This window comes from Streptomyces nigra (assembly GCF_003074055.1).
Taxonomy (GTDB): domain Bacteria; phylum Actinomycetota; class Actinomycetes; order Streptomycetales; family Streptomycetaceae; genus Streptomyces; species Streptomyces nigra.
On the sequence record NZ_CP029043.1, the window covers coordinates 2,827,662 to 2,845,917 of the forward strand.

The 18,256-nt window shown below is 68.2% G+C and carries 10 protein-coding genes; all 10 read right to left on the minus strand.

All coding sequences use genetic code 11. The features are described 5' to 3' along the window. Positions 1–182 precede the first annotated feature (182 nt). Positions 183–2,540 carry a HelD family protein gene (locus tag DC008_RS13050; RefSeq protein WP_108707125.1) on the minus strand — a complete coding sequence of 786 codons (2,358 nt, stop codon included), beginning with the start codon at positions 2,538–2,540 and terminating at the stop codon, positions 183–185. An 82-nt stretch (positions 2,541–2,622) separates the two neighbouring features. Continuing rightward, the gene (locus DC008_RS13055; RefSeq protein WP_164492303.1) at positions 2,623–3,405 is read right to left on the minus strand and encodes an anti-sigma factor family protein; all 783 of its coding nucleotides are present in this window, start codon (positions 3,403–3,405) and stop codon (positions 2,623–2,625) included. A gap of 59 nt (positions 3,406–3,464) precedes the next feature. Continuing rightward, the gene (locus DC008_RS13060) at positions 3,465–3,986 is read right to left on the minus strand and encodes a sigma-70 family RNA polymerase sigma factor (protein ID WP_010039908.1); all 522 of its coding nucleotides are present in this window, start codon (positions 3,984–3,986) and stop codon (positions 3,465–3,467) included. Positions 3,987–4,305: 319 nt separating this feature from the next. Beyond that, on the minus strand, positions 4,306–4,905 hold the full coding sequence (locus DC008_RS13065) for a CGNR zinc finger domain-containing protein (protein ID WP_108707127.1): 600 nt from the start codon (positions 4,903–4,905) through the stop codon (positions 4,306–4,308). A 486-nt stretch (positions 4,906–5,391) separates the two neighbouring features. Next, entirely contained in the window at positions 5,392–6,543 is a 1,152-nt protein-coding gene (locus DC008_RS13070; RefSeq protein ID WP_108707128.1) for a uroporphyrinogen-III synthase, read from the minus strand. A gap of 126 nt (positions 6,544–6,669) precedes the next feature. After that, the gene (locus DC008_RS13075; RefSeq protein WP_108707129.1) at positions 6,670–8,052 is read right to left on the minus strand and encodes an MFS transporter; all 1,383 of its coding nucleotides are present in this window, start codon (positions 8,050–8,052) and stop codon (positions 6,670–6,672) included. 165 nt (positions 8,053–8,217) lie between these two features. Further along, positions 8,218–9,219 carry a hypothetical protein gene (locus tag DC008_RS13080; RefSeq protein WP_108707130.1) on the minus strand — a complete coding sequence of 334 codons (1,002 nt, stop codon included), beginning with the start codon at positions 9,217–9,219 and terminating at the stop codon, positions 8,218–8,220. 370 nt (positions 9,220–9,589) lie between these two features. Further along, positions 9,590–9,859: a hypothetical protein gene (locus tag DC008_RS35225; protein ID WP_123954003.1), complete on the minus strand. Its 270-nt coding sequence runs from the start codon at positions 9,857–9,859 to the stop codon at positions 9,590–9,592. Between the two features lie 337 nt (positions 9,860–10,196). Beyond that, on the minus strand, positions 10,197–10,574 hold the full coding sequence (locus DC008_RS13085) for a hypothetical protein (RefSeq protein ID WP_108707131.1): 378 nt from the start codon (positions 10,572–10,574) through the stop codon (positions 10,197–10,199). Positions 10,575–10,595: 21 nt separating this feature from the next. Further along, positions 10,596–17,852: a polymorphic toxin-type HINT domain-containing protein gene (locus DC008_RS13090; protein WP_244221351.1), complete on the minus strand. Its 7,257-nt coding sequence runs from the start codon at positions 17,850–17,852 to the stop codon at positions 10,596–10,598. Between the last annotated feature and the right edge of the window lie 404 nt (positions 17,853–18,256).

Sequence of the window (18,256 nt, forward strand, 5' to 3'; positions counted from 1 at the left end):
TCACATCCGTGACGTGGGCCTCTGCCCTACGTAGGTGACACCGACCCGCCATGCTCGCCTCGCGGCAAGTGGTCGCTCGTAGCGACGAAGGTTGGGCCCGGGGGCTTGGATCGAGCCGGTGTCACGTCCAGGCTAACAAACGGATGCCGTGAGGCCATTCCCTCCGGCGGTGTTCCTTCTCATCAGTCCCTGAGCAGGTCCGGGACCCCGTCGGCGTCCGGCTCGTCGCGCTCCCCCGACACGACCGTGAGCTGCTGCGTCGCCCGGGTCAGCGCCACGTACAGCACACGCAGTCCGGCCGGTGACTCGTCGGCGATCTCCGCCGGGGAGACCACCACCGTGGCGTCGTACTCCAGGCCCTTGGCCTCCAGGCTGCCGAGCGCCACGACCCGGTCGCCGAGTCCGGCCAGCCAGCGGGCCGCCTCCTCGCGGCGCTGCATGGCGACGACCACGCCGACCGTGCCGTCGACCTGGTCCAGCAGCCGGGCGGCCTCGGCGCGAACGGTCGTGGCCAGGGAGTCCCGGACGACCGTGAAGCGGGGCCGTACGCCGGTCGAACGCACCGCCGACGGCGAGGTGGAGCCCGGCATGGCGAGGGCGAGCACCTTCGCGGCGAGCTCGGCGATCTCGGCCGGGTTGCGGTAGTTGACGGTGAGCTGGAAGCGGCGGCGGGGCCGGCTGCCCAGGGCCTCGTCGCGGGCCTCGGCGGCCTCGTCGGGGTCGGACCAGGACGACTGCGCCGGGTCCCCGACGACCGTCCACGTGGCGTGCCGGCCGCGGCGGCCGACCATGCGCCACTGCATCGGCGTGAGGTCCTGGGCCTCGTCGACGATGACGTGCGCGTACTCGACGCGTTCGGCGGCCAGCCGCTCGGCGCGCTCGCGCTGCGACTCCTCGCGTACCGGCATCAGCTCCTCGAGGCCGGTGAGCTGGTCGAGCGGGTCCAGTTCACGTTTGCGGCGCGGGCGGGCCGGGGTGCCGAGGATCGCCTGGAGCTCGTCGAGCAGGGCGATGTCGTGCACGGACAGGCCGTCGCGGCGCAGCGAGCGGGCGACCTTGCGGATCTCGCCGGAGTTGAGGACCCGGCGGGCCCAGCGGCCGAGCCGGCGCTCGTCGGCCATCGCCGCGAGGACGGCGGCCGGGGTGAGCTCCGGCCACCAGGCGTCCAGGAAGGAGATGAAACTGTCCTCCGAGGTCACGTCCTCGTCGAAGGAGGAGCGCAGCTCGGCGGCGAGCTCGGGGTCGCTGTGCCGTTTGGCGCCGCCGGACTGCTCCCACAGGGCGTCGAGCAGCAGCTTGCGGGCGCGCGGGCGCAGCAGGTTCACGGGAGCAGTTCCGCCGAGGGCGGTGCGCCGGACACGGTCGAGGGCGTCGGCCTCCAGCTCCAGCCGGCGCCCGAAGGCGACCACGCGCAGCCGGGTCGGGGGGCCCGCGGGCACCGGCGCGGGGTCGTCGCCGAACGCGAGCTGCCCGCCGCGGTCGGCGCCGGTGGCGCGGCTGCCCGCGCCCAGCTCCAGTGCGCCGCGCGCCGCCTTCCGCAGCACCTTGAGCATCCGGTACGAGCCCTTGGCGCGGGCGGTGGCCGGGGAGTCGTACAGCGTGGCCTCGGCGCCGTCGACCAGGGAGCCGATCGCGCGGATGGCGACCTGGCCCTCCTCGCCGAGCGACGGGAGCACACCCTCGGTGTACGCCACGAGCAGCGGGGTCGGCGAGACGATGAGGATGCCGCCCGCGTACCGGCGCCGGTCCTGGTAGAGCAGGTAGGCGGCGCGGTGCAGGGCGACGGCGGTCTTGCCGGTGCCGGGGCCGCCCTCGACGTAGGTCACGGAGGCTGCGGGGGCGCGGATGACCATGTCCTGCTCGGCCTGGATGGACGCCACGATGTCCCGCATGGTGTGGCCGCGGGCCTGGCCGAGGGCGGCCATGAGGGCGCCGTCGCCGATGACGGGCAGCTCCTGGCCGTTCAGCGACGCCTTCAGCTCGGGGCGCATCAGGTCGTCCTCGACACCGAGGACCCTGCGGCCCTTGGAGCGGATGACCCGGCGCCGGACGACCCGCCCGGGGTCGACCGGGGTCGAGCGGTAGAAGGGCGCGGCGGCCGGGGCCCGCCAGTCGATGACCAGCGGCGCGTAGTCCTGGTCGAGCACGCCGATCCGCCCGATGTGCAGGGTCTCGGCGATGTCGGCGGTGTTGTCGTCGCGGACCGCGCCCTCGGCGGGCTCGACCGCGGTGTAGGCGCCGTCGGGCCCCTTCTTGCCGTCCTTGCCGAGGAGCAGATCGATCCGGCCGAAGAGGAAGTCCTCGAACTCGTTGTTGAGCCGGTTGAGGTGCACTCCGGCGCGGAAGACCTGCGCGTCGCGTTCGGCGAGCGCGCCGGGTGTGCCGACCTGGCCGCGCTGAGCGGCGTCGTTCATCAGGAACTCGGCCTCGTGGATCTTCTCCTCGAGACGCCGGTACACCCGGTCGAGATGTTCCTGTTCGACGCCGATCTCTCGGTCTCGCAGGGAGTCGAGCGCACTGTCCTGCGCCTGAGCGGCCACCGGGCCCCCTTCTGACGTGCTGGGCAGCCGTCAAAGGTACGCGAAGGGGGCCGATGGCGCTACGACAGGCCCTGTGGGGTGCCTACACGTCGACCTGCACGAGCTTGTTCCCGTCGAAGTCGATGATCTCGACATGGTCGATCTTGTCCGGGGACATGGCGACGCCGCCGCTGACGTAGAGCGGGTTCCTGGCCTGTTCGGTCTTCGCGTCCGGGAGGCCGTAGCCCCACTTGGGCACGGACCAGGAGGCCGCCGTCTCGCGCGAGCCGTCCTTGCTGACGAAGACCATGGAGCACTTGAGCGGGCCCTTGACGCCCTTGAGCTCCAGGCCGGTCTCGGTGCCCCAGAGCTTCTCGCTCAGGCCGACGGTCGCGGTGACGCCGGTGGTGGCGTCGGTGCCGGTGACCTTGTTCTCGATGCCGGTGAACAGCTCCTTGGCGGGGTTGGCCGCCTGCACCGTGCGGTTCCCCTCGGTGCCGCCGCCTCCACTGTCGCCGTTCGTCGCGACGGCCACGAAGGGACCGCCGACGATCAGCGCGGCCGCCGCGGCCACGAGGTAGAAGCTGCGCCGGCGCTTCTGGGCGCGGCGCTCGGCGACCTCGTCGACGAGCTTGTTCACCAGGCGCGGGCTGGGCTTGGCCGACAGCGAGTCGCCGATGTCGGGGGTGCCGGCTCCGGGCAGGTCCGCGAGGGCGGCCAGCATCGGTTCCATTCCGGCGAGTTCGTCCAGCTGCTGGGCGCACCATTCACAGGTGGCCAGGTGAGCCTCGAAAGCGGTTGCCTCGGCGTCGTCGAGAATCCCGAGGGCGTAGGCGCCGACGGTCTCGTGTTCGCTGGGGCCCGGTCGTCCCTGCGTGGGGCTCATGGAGCCAGACATACCCGACCCGCCCATGCCGAATCCCTGGTTTCCCCCGTATCCGCTCATCACGCCGTCACCCCCCGCTCCTCCAGAGCCAGCTTCATCGACCGCAGGGCGTAGAAGACCCTGGAACGGACGGTTCCGCTGGGTATGCCCAGGGTCTCGGCCGCCTCATTGACCGTACGCCCCTTGAAGTACGTCTCGACGAGGACCTCCCGGTGGGCGGGGGTCAGGTCGTCGAGCGCGTCCGACAGCGTCATCAACCACAGCGCCTTGTCGATCTCGTCCTCCGCGGGGATGACCTCCAGCGGCGACGGATCGACCTCCTGCGGCCGGGCCTGCCGGCTGCGGTGGCCGTCGATGACGATGCGCCGGGCGACCGTCACCAGCCAGGGGCGTACCGATCCGGTCGCTCGATTGAGCTGTCCGGCGTTCTTCCAGGCACGGATGAGCGTCTCCTGCACGACGTCCTCTGCTCGTTGCCGATCACCGGCGACCAGACGGAGGACATACGCAAGGAGGGGTCCGGCGTGCTCTCTGTACAGCGCACGCATCAGCTCCTCATCAGGTTCCGAGGGCTGGGACATGCGATGTCGGGCCCTCGATCCACGTTCATTGGCCACGACGGAATCCTTGCGCACGCCCACCTCCGATGTCCGGGGGTTCCCCCAGTCGGTCGCTCGACCACCCGTACGCAGACGGCGGGTTGCGTGTTCAACGTGAGGCGACAGTTTTCTTCGGAGTGACGTGACGAGGGGGACATGGCGCCACATTCCCACCGTGCGATCTTTACATTTCCGTCACATCGGCAAGATCGTCTTCACGCTTCCCTACGGTGGCGTAGGCAAACAACGTGTAATCGAAATCACTTCGACGACCCACGAACACAAGGGACATAACGGGCGGTCAGCTGCGCGCGAGGGCCGCGCGGCGACGGTGCCGGGCCACTCTTTCGCGGTTTCCGCAGACCTCGCTGGAGCACCAGCGCCTCCGCCGCCCCCGGGAAGTGTCCAGGTACACAAGGGGACAATTGTCCCCCTCGCACTCCCGCAGCCCCGCCCGCGCGACGGGATCGGTGAGCAGCTCCAGGACGTCCCGCGCCAGGGCGCCGAGCAACTCCGCGCAGACGGGCGGCCGCTCCAGCCGCCGCACCAGCGAGCCGTCCACGCCGCGCACGGCCCGCGGGGCGGGGGGCGCGGCACGGGCGAGGTCGTTCACCCGCTCCAGCGCCCTGTCGTACGACGGCCAGGACGCCGGCCCGGCCAGCGCCCCGCGCACCAACTGATCGGTGCAAGCGCGTACTTCCCGGAAGCCGGTGACCCAGGAGTCGTCGGCGTGCCCGAGCGGGGTCTGCGGGGGCACGAGCCCCGACCCGGTGATCCACGCGCACAACACCTCGACGGAGACGAACCGTTCACAAGGGTGCGCGGTCGCGAGCAGATCCAGACTGATCCGCCCCGCGCCGAACCGCAGCTCGTACGCGGCCGTGGCCGTACCCGGTGCCATGTGCCTGTCACCGCCTAGGGGTCACCGTCTCCCGTCGGCGGGGGCCGGTGGATGCGTGAGGGGGCTGGGGAACCGTTCCCTCCCACAGTGCCCGTCACGGCGCTCCGCCGGAACCCCTCGTACCGAGGCACACCCAGGCATCCAGCCCGTCCGAGGGCAGCCTTTCGAGGCCGGCCGGCCACACCCAGCCAAGCCCTCCCGGCGGGACCCATCGAGGCCGGGCGGCCACATCCAGCCCGTCCGGCGGAACCTTTCGAGGCTGGGCGCGGCACATCCATCCCGTCCGGCGGGACCTTTCGAGGCTGGGCGCGGCACATCCAGCCCGTCCGGCGGAACCCTTCGGGGCCGGGCTCGGCCACCCAGCCCGTCCGGCGTTTGAGGACGAGGCCCGTTCAGGGCCGACAGCAGGGGTTCGGGGGCGGCAGCCCCCGAGAGACGGCCACCCCCACGCCGGGCACAGCCCAACAGGGGCTCACCCCAACCCCCTCACTCGCCCCCATACTTCGCGTCGGCGGCCGGATCCAGCGCCAGCCGATACCCCCGTTTCACCACCGTCTGGATCAGCTTCGGCGCCCCCAGGGCCGTACGCAGCCGGGCCATCGCCGTCTCCACGGCGTGCTCGTCGCGCCCGGCACCGGGCAGCGCGCGCAGCAGGTCGGCGCGGGCCACGACCCAGCCCGGCCGCCGGGCCAGCGCCCGCAGGAGGGACATCCCGGCGGGCGGCACCGGCCGCAGCTCCCCGTCGACCAGCACCGCGTGGCCGCGGATCTCGACCCGGTGCCCGGCGATGGGCAACGACCGGGCGCGGCCGGGCAGTTCCCGGCACAGCAGCTGCACCAGCGGCCCGAGCCGGAAGCGTTCGGGCTGCACGGTGTCGATGCCCCGGGCCTGCAACGGCAGGGCGGTGACCGGGCCCACGCAGGCCGGGAGGACGTCGTGGCCGAGCGCGGCCAGCAGCTCGTCGAGCAGTCCGCGTTCCTCGGCCCGCGTCAGCAGCGAGGCGGCGGCCGGAGCGCTGGTGAAGGTCACCGCGTCCAGCGAACGGCAGATCGCCGCGTCCAGCAGCCGGTCGACGGGCCCGATGTCCACCGGCGGCAGCCACCGGTACACGGGCACCCCCAGCACCTCCGCCCCGCCGGCCCGAAGGGCCTCCACGAAGCCGGGCAGCGGTTCGCCGTGCAGCTGGACGGCGATCCGGCGGCCCTCGACGCCCTCCTCCAGCAGCCGGTCCAGCACCTCGGCCATGGACTCGCTGGACGGCGACCACTCCTCGGTCAGCCCGGCCGCCCGCACCGCGCCCTTGACCTTGGGCCCGCGCGCGAGCAGCTCCACCTCGCGCAGCCGGTTCAGCAGATCCTCGCCGAGGCCCCAGCCGTCGGCGGCCTCGATCCAGCCCCGGAAGCCGATCGCGGTCGTGGCGACCACGACGTCCGGATGCCGCTGGATGATCTCCTTCGTCGCGGCGAGCAGTTCGCTGTCGTCGGAGAGCGGCACGATGCGCAGCGCCGGTGCGTGCACGACGGCGGCGCCGCGCCGCTGGAGCAGCGCCCCGAGCTCGTCGGCACGGCGCGCGGCGGTGACGCCCACGGTGAACCCGGCGAGGGGTCCATGGTCGGGTTGCTGCTGTTCGTCGTACATAACTCTCGTTCCGCACTCGAGTCGTGGTGCCGGTGCCGGACGCCCGCACACGTGCGTCCGCATGCCGAGCGAGCCTGTCAACGGTGCGTGACAGGCTCGGATCGGCCACGTGTCAGCGGTGTTACGTCACACCTCGGCGTAGCTGAGCTGCTGCTTCGTCTCCGTCGCCGAAGCCGTGGAGGTCGCCGCGGGCGCCGGACGGCGAAGGTATACGGCCCAGGTGACCGCGAAGCAGAGGCCGTAGAAGGCGAGGAAGGCGACGAAGGCGCCGGTGCCGGAACCCACGCTGAGGAAGGACTGGCGGAAGGCCAGGTTGATGCCGAGTCCGCCGAGGGCGCCCACCGCGCCGATGAGCCCCATGGAGGCGCCGGAGAGCCGGCGGCCGTAGGCGGCGGCCGCGTCGCCCTCCAGGCCCCGGGCGAGCGCCTTGGCGTGGAAGATGCCGGGGATCATCTTGAACGTGGAGCCGTTGCCGAGCCCGGTCAGGACGAACAGGGCGATGAAGGCCACGGTGAACAGCGGCAGCGACTCGCGGATGGACGCCACGATGACGACGCCGGTCGCGGCGGCCATGGCGACGTAGTTCCACAGGGTGATCCGCGCGCCGCCGAAGCGGTCGGCGAGCGAGCCGCCGAGGGGACGGATCAGGGAGCCCAGCAGCGGGCCGATGAAGGTGACGTAGGCGGCCTGCAGGGGCGTACGGCCGAACTGGGTCTGCAGGACCAGGCCGAAGGCGAAGCTGTAGCCGATGAAGGAGCCGAAGGTGCCGATGTAGAGGAAGGACATGATCCAGGTGTGCGGGTCCTTCGCGGCGTCCTTGGCGGCACCGGTGTCGTTGCGGACGGAGGAGATGCTGTCCATCTTCAGCCAGGCGAGGACCACGGCGACCACGATGAACGGGATGTAGAGGCCGAGCAGCAGGCGCGGGCCGCCGCTGGCGCCGATCACGGCGAGACCGACGAGCTGCACGACGGGCACGCCGATGTTGCCGCCGCCCGCGTTGAGGCCGAGCGCCCAGCCCTTCTTCCGCAGCGGGAAGAAGGCGTTGATGTTGGTCATGCTGGAGGCGAAGTTGCCGCCGCCGACGCCGGCCAGCATCGCGCAGAGCAGGAAGGTCGTGAAGGACGTCCCCGGTTCCATCACCACGAAGGCGGCGACGGTCGGCACGAGCAGCAGGCTCGCCGAGACCACCGTCCACATCCGGCCGCCGAAGACGGCGACGGCGAAGGTGTAGGGGACGCGGACGACGGCGCCGACCAGGGTGGCCATCGAGACGATGGTGAACTTGTCGGCGGGGGTGAGGCCGTACTCCGGCCCCATGAACAGCACCATCACGGACCACAGGGTCCAGATCGAGAACCCGATGTGCTCGGAGAGCACGGAGAAGAACAGGTTGCGGCGGGCGATCCGCTCCCCGGTGGTGTTCCAGAAGGTCTCGTCCTCGGGGTCCCAGTGGTCGATCCAGCGGCCTCCCCTGCTCGCGACGGGGGCAGTGCTCGGGGCTGTCATGGCGCCTCCACGGTCTTCGGGCTCGGTCGCCTGCGAGTGGCTGGTCCCGAAGGTAGGGAGGCCGCGTTTCCGGTCTGTGGCACCCGGTGACCGGCAAGGAACGTTGCTCTCACCCGCCGGGCGGGGCGGATGAGAGGTCCCGCGAGCCCGGCCCGTACGGACCGGTCAGGGCTGCTGCGGAGGCTGCCAGTGCGGGTTCTGCTGCGGATACGGCGGCTGCGCCTGCCCGTAGGCCTGCGGCGGCTGCCCGTACGGCGGCTGCGGCTGACCGTATGCCTGCCCGTACGGCTGCTGCGGGGGCGCCGCGTAGGGACCCTGGGGCTGCTGGGGCTGCTGAGGCGGGTACGGCTGCTGAGGCGCCTGGGGCGCGGCGTACGGCCCCGGGGCGGCGGGCTGGGCGTAGGACGCCGGGCCCTGCTGTCCGTACCCACCGGGAGCGGCCGGAGCCTGCTGTCCGTACCCACCGGGAGCTACCGGAGCCTGCTGCCCGTACCCACCGGGGACGCCCGGCGCGGCGGCCGGGGCCTGCTGCCCGTATCCCCCAGGAGTTGCCGGAGCCTGTCGCCCGTACGGCCCACTCCCGCTCGCCGGCAGATACCGCAGCCGGCCCGTCTCGTCCCGCACGGGCGTGAACCCGGCGGCCGTGAGCCGCGCGGCGAACTTGGCGTTGCGCTTGCGGGTGACGACGACGCCGACGGCGAGCAGCGCCATGAGCCCCACCCAGGTGAGGGTGGTGAAGAGGGCGGAGTCGCCCTCGATGTCCGCCTTCAGGGCGGAGAAGAAGAAGCCACCGGTGATACCGGCGGCCGCCCAGTACAGGCGCTTCTCGACATGCCGGCCGGTGAGGTCGAAGTTGATGCGGGCCTTGAGCAGTTCGTGCGCGTCGGGCACGAGCGGCGGCACCGAGACGCCGTCACCGGCGTCCGGGTACTGCGCCCAGTTCTGCGCGGCCCGCGCGCGGGCCTGGGGGCTGGGGTCGGGCGCGATCAGCATCACGAGGGCGTTGTTGCGCCCGCCCTGCTTCACGTCCAGATACTCGTAGCCGAACTGCTGGGCGATGAAGGCGAGATGGGCGAGCTTCTTCACCGAGGCCATCGGGCTCGTGAGCTCCACGGGCTGACCGCTCGCGATCAACCGCAGCATCTTCTGGACCTGCCGCTTGCTCACGCGTCACCCACTCCCCCACCGGACCACCCGGCGACCCCGTCCACCACCGCGACCGGGCCAGTCTTCCATGGGAATCCGCCGTCGAGGACGCCGGACGTCCGTGGAGGTGGGACAGGGCTTTCACTCCGAGCGGGCAGAACACTTCTACCCCACCACTCCTGCTGGAACGCGGTGTCGAACTCGTCGTGATCAACGAAGTCCTGGGCAACGCCCTCAGCGGCCAGAACCACGACCCCGGCGACCCGCCTGCCGCTGTTGTCGTGCGCTGACATTGCCATCAGCGCTTGCCGCCAAACCGCTGCCCCATCCAATCCCGCTTCGGTAGGGCTTTTCACATGCACGCCAACCATCATGTGTGGATCGGCCAGCACTATGCAGATTCGCCTTCGCTGACAGGGCGCAGTACAAATCTCAAACTGTCGATTTCAGCCTGAGGCTCGTCCCTCTCTTCAGCGTCAGCCCAGCTAAACCAGAACCAGCTACCTGCAGGCAATGTCACTTCCAGCGCCTGAAGCACAGCCGAGGCGAGGGAAGCAGTACTCGGCTTTGCCAGCCATTCTGTAATGCTCGGATGTTCATCAATCCAGTCCAACTGTCGCCCGGCCGGAATATGGGCCGCGACCACAGCTGCAGCAGCCATTACCACTCCTCCGCAAGACCGGCCTCCGTCGCAGGAACTCCTCGGCCACGCCCCACATCGGCGTCACCGCCACCGCCTACGCCCACTCAGGCTCCACCCCCAGCGCGATGCCATCGACACCTCGGCGCGGCCCTCGATAGCCCGAGAACGCCAAGACGGCACGCTCCGACGGCGATGAACCCGCCACCCTGCGCTGCCCTCGTCCGCTGACGTTGCCGCCAACTACTGCCGTCACCCCACGCAGCAGCCCCGTCAGGCATCACCTGACGGGGCTTCATGTTCGCGAGTAAACAGGACTGGTCAGCAACGGTAGCCGCAGACCCGTCAGATCGCAGAGTCAGTCTGGAACAGATTCCACAATCTCGCGAGCTGAGGCCCCGTATCCGATGCCCACTTGAAACGAGTAGACATCGTCACACATCGAGAGTTCAACTTCACGAGGCGTGCAACCCCGAAACCAACTCGTCAGCTCTGCCGCGGCGTCGAACTCGCCATCGATGTAGAGGCATGTGCCCTGCTTGTTGAGCCACGCCTCGATCTCATGACCACCAATGTGACAAATCCAGCGAAGGCCACGCCCGTCAGCTTCTGCATCCACGGGTGTTGGATCTTGGATTTCCGCCCCAGGCCAGTCTCGCAAGAGAACCTCAGCCAGCTCCCCCTGCTCGAATCGCCAGTCGACATCCTCTTCACTGGCGAACACGAGGTACGTCATACTTCCTCGCCCTTCCGGCCCTCACGGCACCACTGAAACACTCCCAGGGACACCATACTTCGCCATCATCCCTTCGAAGTACGGCACCGCAGCACTGTTGTTCGTGACGATTCTAAGATTTGTGTAGTGGTTCCCACTGTCACCGATCACCGCTGCATAGCGCCGCATCTCATTGGCGATATCAGCATCAATGAATCCTTGCACCTTAGCGTTCTTAATTCCCGGCGGGATGAATGGACTCGACTTACCACTGACGTACTTTGCGTCAAGAATCGAGGCGCCATCGACACCATCAGCCCAAATCTTCTCACCTCCGCCGCGCAGTCGAACTTCTACCATGCCTGCGACAGACATTTGGTAATCCCGGGCAGCTCCCTTGCCGACAGCAACCCTGAGATCACTGACACCGCAGTTGCTGTTGTGAACGAGAACCGGCGTTTCGCCCGCCAGCACATAGTACGTGTGCAGGTCATCAACCGTAAGGTTGTACGTGCGTGCGCGCTTGGCGAATGGCCGATTGGCCGTGACGACGACCGTCTCGCCCTCCTCCGTGAGGAGGGTGGAGCCCTTCTTCAGGCCTCGCGCTTCAACCCAGCGCCGCTCGGATGGGGACCAGAACGGGTGTTCGTGCGTGGCTGTCAGCTTCTCGATGCCGTCCGCTGTTGCGACGGACAGCTCGTTGAAGAGTTTGTCGTCGTCGGTGACGATCAGGCGAGTTACCTTGCGCGGACCGCTTTCACCGGTCTTGGGGTCCGCTGCCAGCACTTCATCGCCGACCTCTACATCCTCGATATCCTTGGAGCTTCTATCAGCCATTAGAACGTCGGTGCCGGCGAGGAAACACTTACAGGAACTGGACCCCTTAGATTTAGGGCTCCGGCCGAGACGGGCGCCGCCCCGCCCTCCGCTCTCTTCTGCGGCAACCATAAACCCAGATGCCATTGCGGCAGACAGCCCATATTCGAGGCCTGCTGGGCACTTCCTCCCCGCGTCCAAGCAGGCACCACCCTTCGCAACGTTTACCGTCGCCGCGTTATGCGCGATGGACGTATCGGCACATGATTCACGGCCGTAGTCGCTGCAAACTGCGTCAATCTGCTTATAGAAAGCGTTGATGTACTTGGTGGCGTTCTTCCACTTGGCGTCGACGTGGACGGTGGGGAAAATCGAGATGTAACCGTCCCCGTTGACGTCCTGCTGTACTTCTCCCTCGAGCGTCCAGTCCGCCGCGGGACGTTCGTCGTCAGAGACGTCACGAACACAGTCAGCCGTACATCGGGCTCCGCTCCCATGACCGACGTCCAGCATCAGCCCGGTCGGGTCGCTCTTGCTCACCGGGCTGTTGTTGCTGTAGGCGTACCCGTTCATCTGGAGCGGGTCTGCCATGTCGATGATCGGGTCGGCCGAGAGGAAGCGGCCCGAGTTCTGGTCGTACTCGCGCGCGCCGATGTGCGTCAGACCGGTGGCCGCGTCGTCGATACCCGTGCCCAGGTAGCTACGCTTGTTGGGCCAGGTGCCCGGCTTGATTCCGCGTACTTCGCCGTAGGGCTTGAAGGCCCTGCGGGAAACCGCCTGACCGGCTGCCACCTCCACGGATGTGTTCGCCGTGCCGAGGTGGTCGGCGAGCAGCACAGTGCGCTTGTGGCCCGTGGTGGCGCCGTTCGTCGTCGTGCGGACCACGGTGGGAGCGCCGGGCTGGCTGTAGGAGCGGGAGGCACGGGTCAACGTCCCCGACGCGTCCGTGGTCAGCTCCGTCTCGCCCAAGTACAGCGTCGACCCGGAGGGCGAGTTCTCCAGAAGGCGATTGCCCTGTGCGTCGTAGACGTACGTCGTCTTCTTGCCGTCGTCCGTGATCGAGTCGACCTTGTTCTCGGGCGTCCACACGAGGCGCTGCGTCGTGCTGGCCAGGTCCCTGACGGTCGTGTTGCCCGAGGCGTCGTAGGTGAAGGAACCACCCTTGCCCGAGGGATTGGAACTGGCCCAGGCCATGGTGTGCGGCTGGATCTTGCCGCTCGAGCCCGATTTGCCGTAGCCGTAGGTCAGCGCGACGTTCTTCGTCGCGTCCGCCGTGTCGTGCTCGGTCATCGTCGCGCGGTTGCCGATCCAGTCGAACGTGAACGACTGGCGGTAGGCCGTGGCACCCGTGGACACCGTCTCGGCATCCGGAGCCGTCGCGGTGAGCCCCGATGACAAGGAAGCATCCGGGCTGCTCGCGTCCGTGGCCTCGTCAGGCGCGTCCGCGACCGGCCCCGTGGAAGCGGCGTAATCGGTGCGGTAGCCCCACGTGGCGCCGTTCGCGGCCTTGCATCCAGTGCCACTTCCGGTCGGTGTGACCTTGGACGTCCAGGCGTGCACCAACTCGCCCATGACGTCGTAGGTGAAGCACTGGGTGTCCCAGGTCGAGCCGGTGGACTCCGTCAGCCGGCGGGCATTGGAGGTGATGGTCCCGGAGGCGTCGTAGGAGTAGTAGCTGTCGCTGATCCGGTGTTCGCCGCTCGTTTCCCGGTCGGTGACCGTGCGCTGCAGGCTGCCTGTGTGTGGGTCGATGAAATTGGTCGTCCAGACCCGGTACGGCTGGGCGGCGGAGACGGAGCGCAGCAGCTCGCCGAAGGGCGAGTAGGTCGCGTCCGAGGTGTACCAGGCCAGGCCCGACGTCGTCTCCGGCAGGCCATCGCTGTTGTAACGCGTGACGACCTTCTCGCGCGCCAGACCGCCCGCGGCGGGCAGCGTGACCGAGTGCTGCCTTCCGGTCGGGGTGTACGTGTAGGCGTAGGAGTAGGTGCCGGAGAGACCGGTGGTCATCGAGTTGGCCGGGATGACCGTCTCACTACCGGTGACGCGGTACTCCGCGTCATAGCCGGTGACTCGGTTCTCGTAGTCGCCGCTGTCGGTGTGGCGCTTGCTGGTGGCGGGTTGTCCGATACCACCGGTCGCCGCGTCGTAGGTGAACTCCTTGGTCGGGGCGGCGGAAGCTGATCCTTCACGGACGTTCAGCACACGGCCGAGGACGTCGTACTCGGTGAACGACTCCTGGCCGCGGGCGTTCTTCACACGGATGGGCCGGTCCGCCGCGTCGTACCAGGTCTCCGCGGTACCGGTGTCAGGGTCCGTGGCCGAGGTGACGCGGCCTCGTGCGTCGTAGACGTACGACCATGCGTTGCCGGCCGGATCGGTGACCTTGGCCCGGTTGCCGCGTGCGTCGTAGTCGTATGTCGTGGTGCGGCCCGTGGGCGATGCGCTGTCCTCCTGGCTGTAATGCTTGACGGAGGTGACTCGTCCGAGGGCGTCCTGGTAGGTCCGGATCCGGGGAGCCGTGGATCCAGCCGGGTTGACGTACGTACTGGTGTCGCTGTAGCTGGTGTACGACGCGTACTTGTAGTGGCCGCTGTGGTAGACGGATGCACGGATTTGGCGCTCCATGCCGTCGTAGCGGTATCTGGTCCAACTGGGGATCAGGGACTTCGACCTGGGCGCGAAGAGCTCGGTGCTCGGTTCGCCCTTCGCCAGGTATCCCGCGGTCTTCTCCAGGAGGAGACCGTGGTCGTTGTACTTGGTGTCCACGATGATCCGGCCCGGGCCATGGGCTTCGGTCTGCTTCTGGACTTCCCGCAGGAGGCCGTCGTAGAGCGTTGTCGCCTGTGCGTACGTACCGTCGTCCTTCAGCGTCTGGACGGTGACGGCTGCCGGACGGCTCTTGTCAGGGGTCGCGACGGCCATCTGGTAGGAGATCTGCACGTTCGGCGACTGGCCGGCGGCGGAGCGCGAGGGCGACCAGCCCTTCACCAGGCGGCCGAGGGCGTCGTACTCCATCCGCTGGACGCGGCCGTTGGGGTCGGTGGTGGACAGGGCGAGGCCACGCCCCGGTTCGTAGGCCGTGGTGGTGGTGTGCCCCTTGGCGTTGATCGACTGCACCTCGGTCACCGGGCCGCCGGCGTCACCAGGGGTGTACTTAATCTCCTCCATACCCTTGCCGGAGCGGGTGACGGTGCGGATGCGGCCCAGTGGGTCGTAGGTCGTCTTGGCTGCGACGGAGTACGACGTACCGCTGCCGTCGATCTCGGCCTGTGTGGTCACCAGGCCGCGGGACGGTGCCTCACCGTAGGACTTGTCGTCGTATGTGTTGCGTAGTGCTGCCTTGAGCTGTGTGGCCGGATCGGCTGTTGCCTCGTCGGCGCAGGAGGTGCCGGTGCTGTGCTGCTCCTTGGGCAGGCCGATCAGCCATGCCGAGGTGTTGTGGACGTATGTCGTGGTGGTGCAACTGCGGTCGGAGAAAGTCTCTCCGCCACTCCCATTGGGCTTGACGACAGACGTCTCCACCTGCTGGGGCAGACCGTACGTGTCGTCGTAGGTGGTCAGCGTCCGCACGGCGCGCCAGCTGGGATCGGCCGTCTGTATGTCGTCGGTCCGCTTCACTCCGACGCGGTGGGCGACCAGGGGTTCTCCCGCGGTGCCGTCCTCGTTCTCACGCGGCCGGGAAGCGGTCTGCTTCGAGGTCGGGAAGGTCAGAGCGCGCCGTTGCACCTTGCCGTCGGAATCGCGGTAAGTGATCTTCTCCGCCTGCATACCCGCGAACTCTGGGCCGTCGTCCGCCAGGAGGACGTAGGTACCGGTGCTGTCCTTCACCTCGCCGCCGACGCCTCGGAAATAGCGGGTCACGACGTACGACTGCGAGTTCACGTCGCCCTGTTCAGACGTGCTCTTGCTGCCCTTGCGGATGGAGACTTTTTGGTAACCCTTCCATTCGCGATACGTTCGCAGCGAGGGGCGTGTGAACTCGTCGTCGCTCTTGTCCCAGGCGGGATCGAAGTAGGAGTACGTCGAGATGACGGCTTCGCCCTTCGAGGTGACCTTGTCCCGCTCGGTCACGGAGTGGACGACGTACTTGTTGAACCACGCCTTCGCGGGCGTTCGCTCATCACCGTCGGGAGACCATCGCACGGGAAAGCAGGTGCTGTTGCTCTTTCCCTTGTCCGTTGACGGTTCGGTCGCGCAGCCGCCCTTGTACTCGACCTCGATGTCACCACCATGCTCGGTGGAGACGGTGCCGATACGGGGTCGGGTGAAAGCGGGTCGTTGGTCGCTCTTGCCCGTGAGCACCAGGTTGGGCAGTTGGCGGTCCAGAAGCCTGGTGTGCAACTCGGAGGTGGAGCCGACCGTATAGGCGGAGAAGCTGATCCCGTCCTTGGACTGCAGCGTGCCCGTGGTGTCGCCGGGCGCGTAGCCGGTGCGGGTGATGGAGTTGAGCCACAGGCCGGGCGCAGTGTCGTACCAGTCCTCGGGGAAGGACTGATGCAACGAGTACTTGTCGACGAGCCCGAGTCCCGTCTGCCCCGCGCGGGCAGCCTTCGTCGTCACCGAGTCCAGACGCAGCTGAGTCCAAAATGACGGGAATCGCGGGCATAGCTTGGACGTCGACTTGCAGTTGAGGTTGCCGGGGGTGTCCCACCAAGGCCTGTAGGCGCCCGGGTCCGCGGTCTTCGCGAAGTTGGCCGAGTCACAGGCGGTCGTGGACTTCAGGCAGCGCTGGGCGACATTGAACTCGATCTTCGCCGAGGGCTTGGTGAGATCGCTGCGCATGCCGTACTCGATGGACACCGGGTACGCATGCCGGTCGTACTGCTCCGGCGTCTTGGTCTTCTTGTAGACGGCGTAGTAGTTCGTCTCCTGCTTCCAGTTGACGACCATCGTGCTGCCGTGAACGTCCACCACCTTGTCGAGGCCCCACCGCCAGGCCTGCTGCTTTCCGGCACCGCAACGCGAGTCGGCAAAGCTGTCGGCGTGGCAGGGTTCCTTCGGATGGTTGCCGAAGACGGGCACGGTGGACACGGAATTGGTGTCGGCGTGGCCCCCGCCGACCTCGTCCAGGCCGTAGTAGTACTTCGTCCCGTCCCGGGTCGTGACGAGCCAGTACTCACCGTTGTTGTCGTCGTTGGCCCCGCCCACCTTGTGCTCGATGCGCGTACCGTCATCCTGCTGAGGGCGGTACCGCTCCGTGTCGGTCTCGGGGTTGCTGGACGCGGAGGCATCACGGACGAGCTCGGTGGTCCTGCCGTTGAAGGACATCACGGCGTTGTAGGACACCCAGCACAGGTCGGACGTCTTGTCCTTCTTGGCCGTGTTGTTCGCAGTGCCCGCGTCGAGCGCCTTCCGGTCGTCCTGGCAGCTGCGGTAGCGGCGTTCTATGTAGCCGGCGTCGTAGTTCCAGCCCTCGCCGATCCACGATGCCTGGGGCGAGGAGACGGCGGTGCGGCCGTCCACGCTCTGCGAGTTGTAGTCGAACGACACCTTGGGTGTGGGTCCGGCAGGCGCCGGTGGGATGTCCAACGGATAAGCCCAGGTAAACGCACCGGATGATCCCGCAACCTCCCACTTGCCGTTGGACGCGAGGGACGTGGCCTTGAAGGAGCCGCCGCTGCCGCCGCCCGAGTCCGTGGCTCCGATCACGGCGGTGTCCCCTGCCGCCGCCGGCGTCACCTTCGTCGCGGAGTTGTAGGCAGCCTGGACCACGCCCGCGCCGGCACCGGGCCCAGAGTCGGCAGCGGCGGGGGTGACCGTCCCGTCGGCCGCCGGATCGACCGTTGCGGTGATCGACTTGGACGCGGTGTCGTTGGTGGTCTCCAGCTCTTCGTACTCCTGGCACGCCTCGTCGTCCGGCGCCGTCAGGTAGCACTCGGGGAATTGCACGAAACGGAGCCTGGAAGCCCAGTCTGCTCCGTAGAGGTTCTCGAACTTGCCGTAGTCGAGTCTCACGTTGACCGGGACCGCGCCGGTCTCCGGAGCACGCACCGTCAGGACGGCTCCGTCAACCCCGTCGCTCACGGGAGACGTTCGGTCGGGAATGGTCACCTGCCACGTACCCGTGGGCGCCGGCTGATCGGGGGCCTGACCGAGGCTGACCGGCAGGTTGCCGACCGGAGTTGTGGCGGCCTGGCGGGGGGTACCGGCGGAGGCCGGTGTCGCAGTGGCACCGAAGTTCACCGTACCCGTCAGGTTGGACGGCGGGGTGGTGCTGCCCGTAGGAGCCTGGAGCAGATCCCTGGGTACCTTCGCCTTCAGAGTCTCAAGATCACGAGAGACAGTCTGTCCCGGGACAGGCTCCTCGGCCTTGAGCCGTTCCAACTCCACCGTCTCGCGTCCCGCCTCGTCTTGCGACGGGCTCGGGACGGGCGGCAAAGCCAGCGACTGCGTGGGCAGCAGCGCCAGCAACAACGCGGCGGCCACCGTGGGAACGGTGGTGCGCGCGACACGGCGACGAGTGTGCGAGATGTGGCCGAACACGACGGGGTCCCCCCGGACCACTCGAGGCGGGACCGGTTAGGGGCCACGCATGATGTTGTTGTCAGACCCGGAGATTCTGTGGCCCCAATGTGAAGAAACACCAGATCGTCACGCACGATGTGAACATGGTCACGCCACGTAATTGGATGCGTCGCGTCAAGCCGGACATACAGAGCTGCATACTCACCAAAGGAAGCTTGAGCTGCGATAAGCCCCACAAGCGAAGCCCGGTGCGCCAACGCCGTAAAAGTGCCGTCATTTTGACCCTTTCTCACCTGAAGATGGGACTTTTTGATCTCGGTTTCAAATGAGTCCGGGCGTCAAGAGGACCTGCCTGCGTCGGCCGTTCACGGTGCACGGGTCAGCGGCTGTCGCGGGCACAGGAAACCCACCGGATGACGACA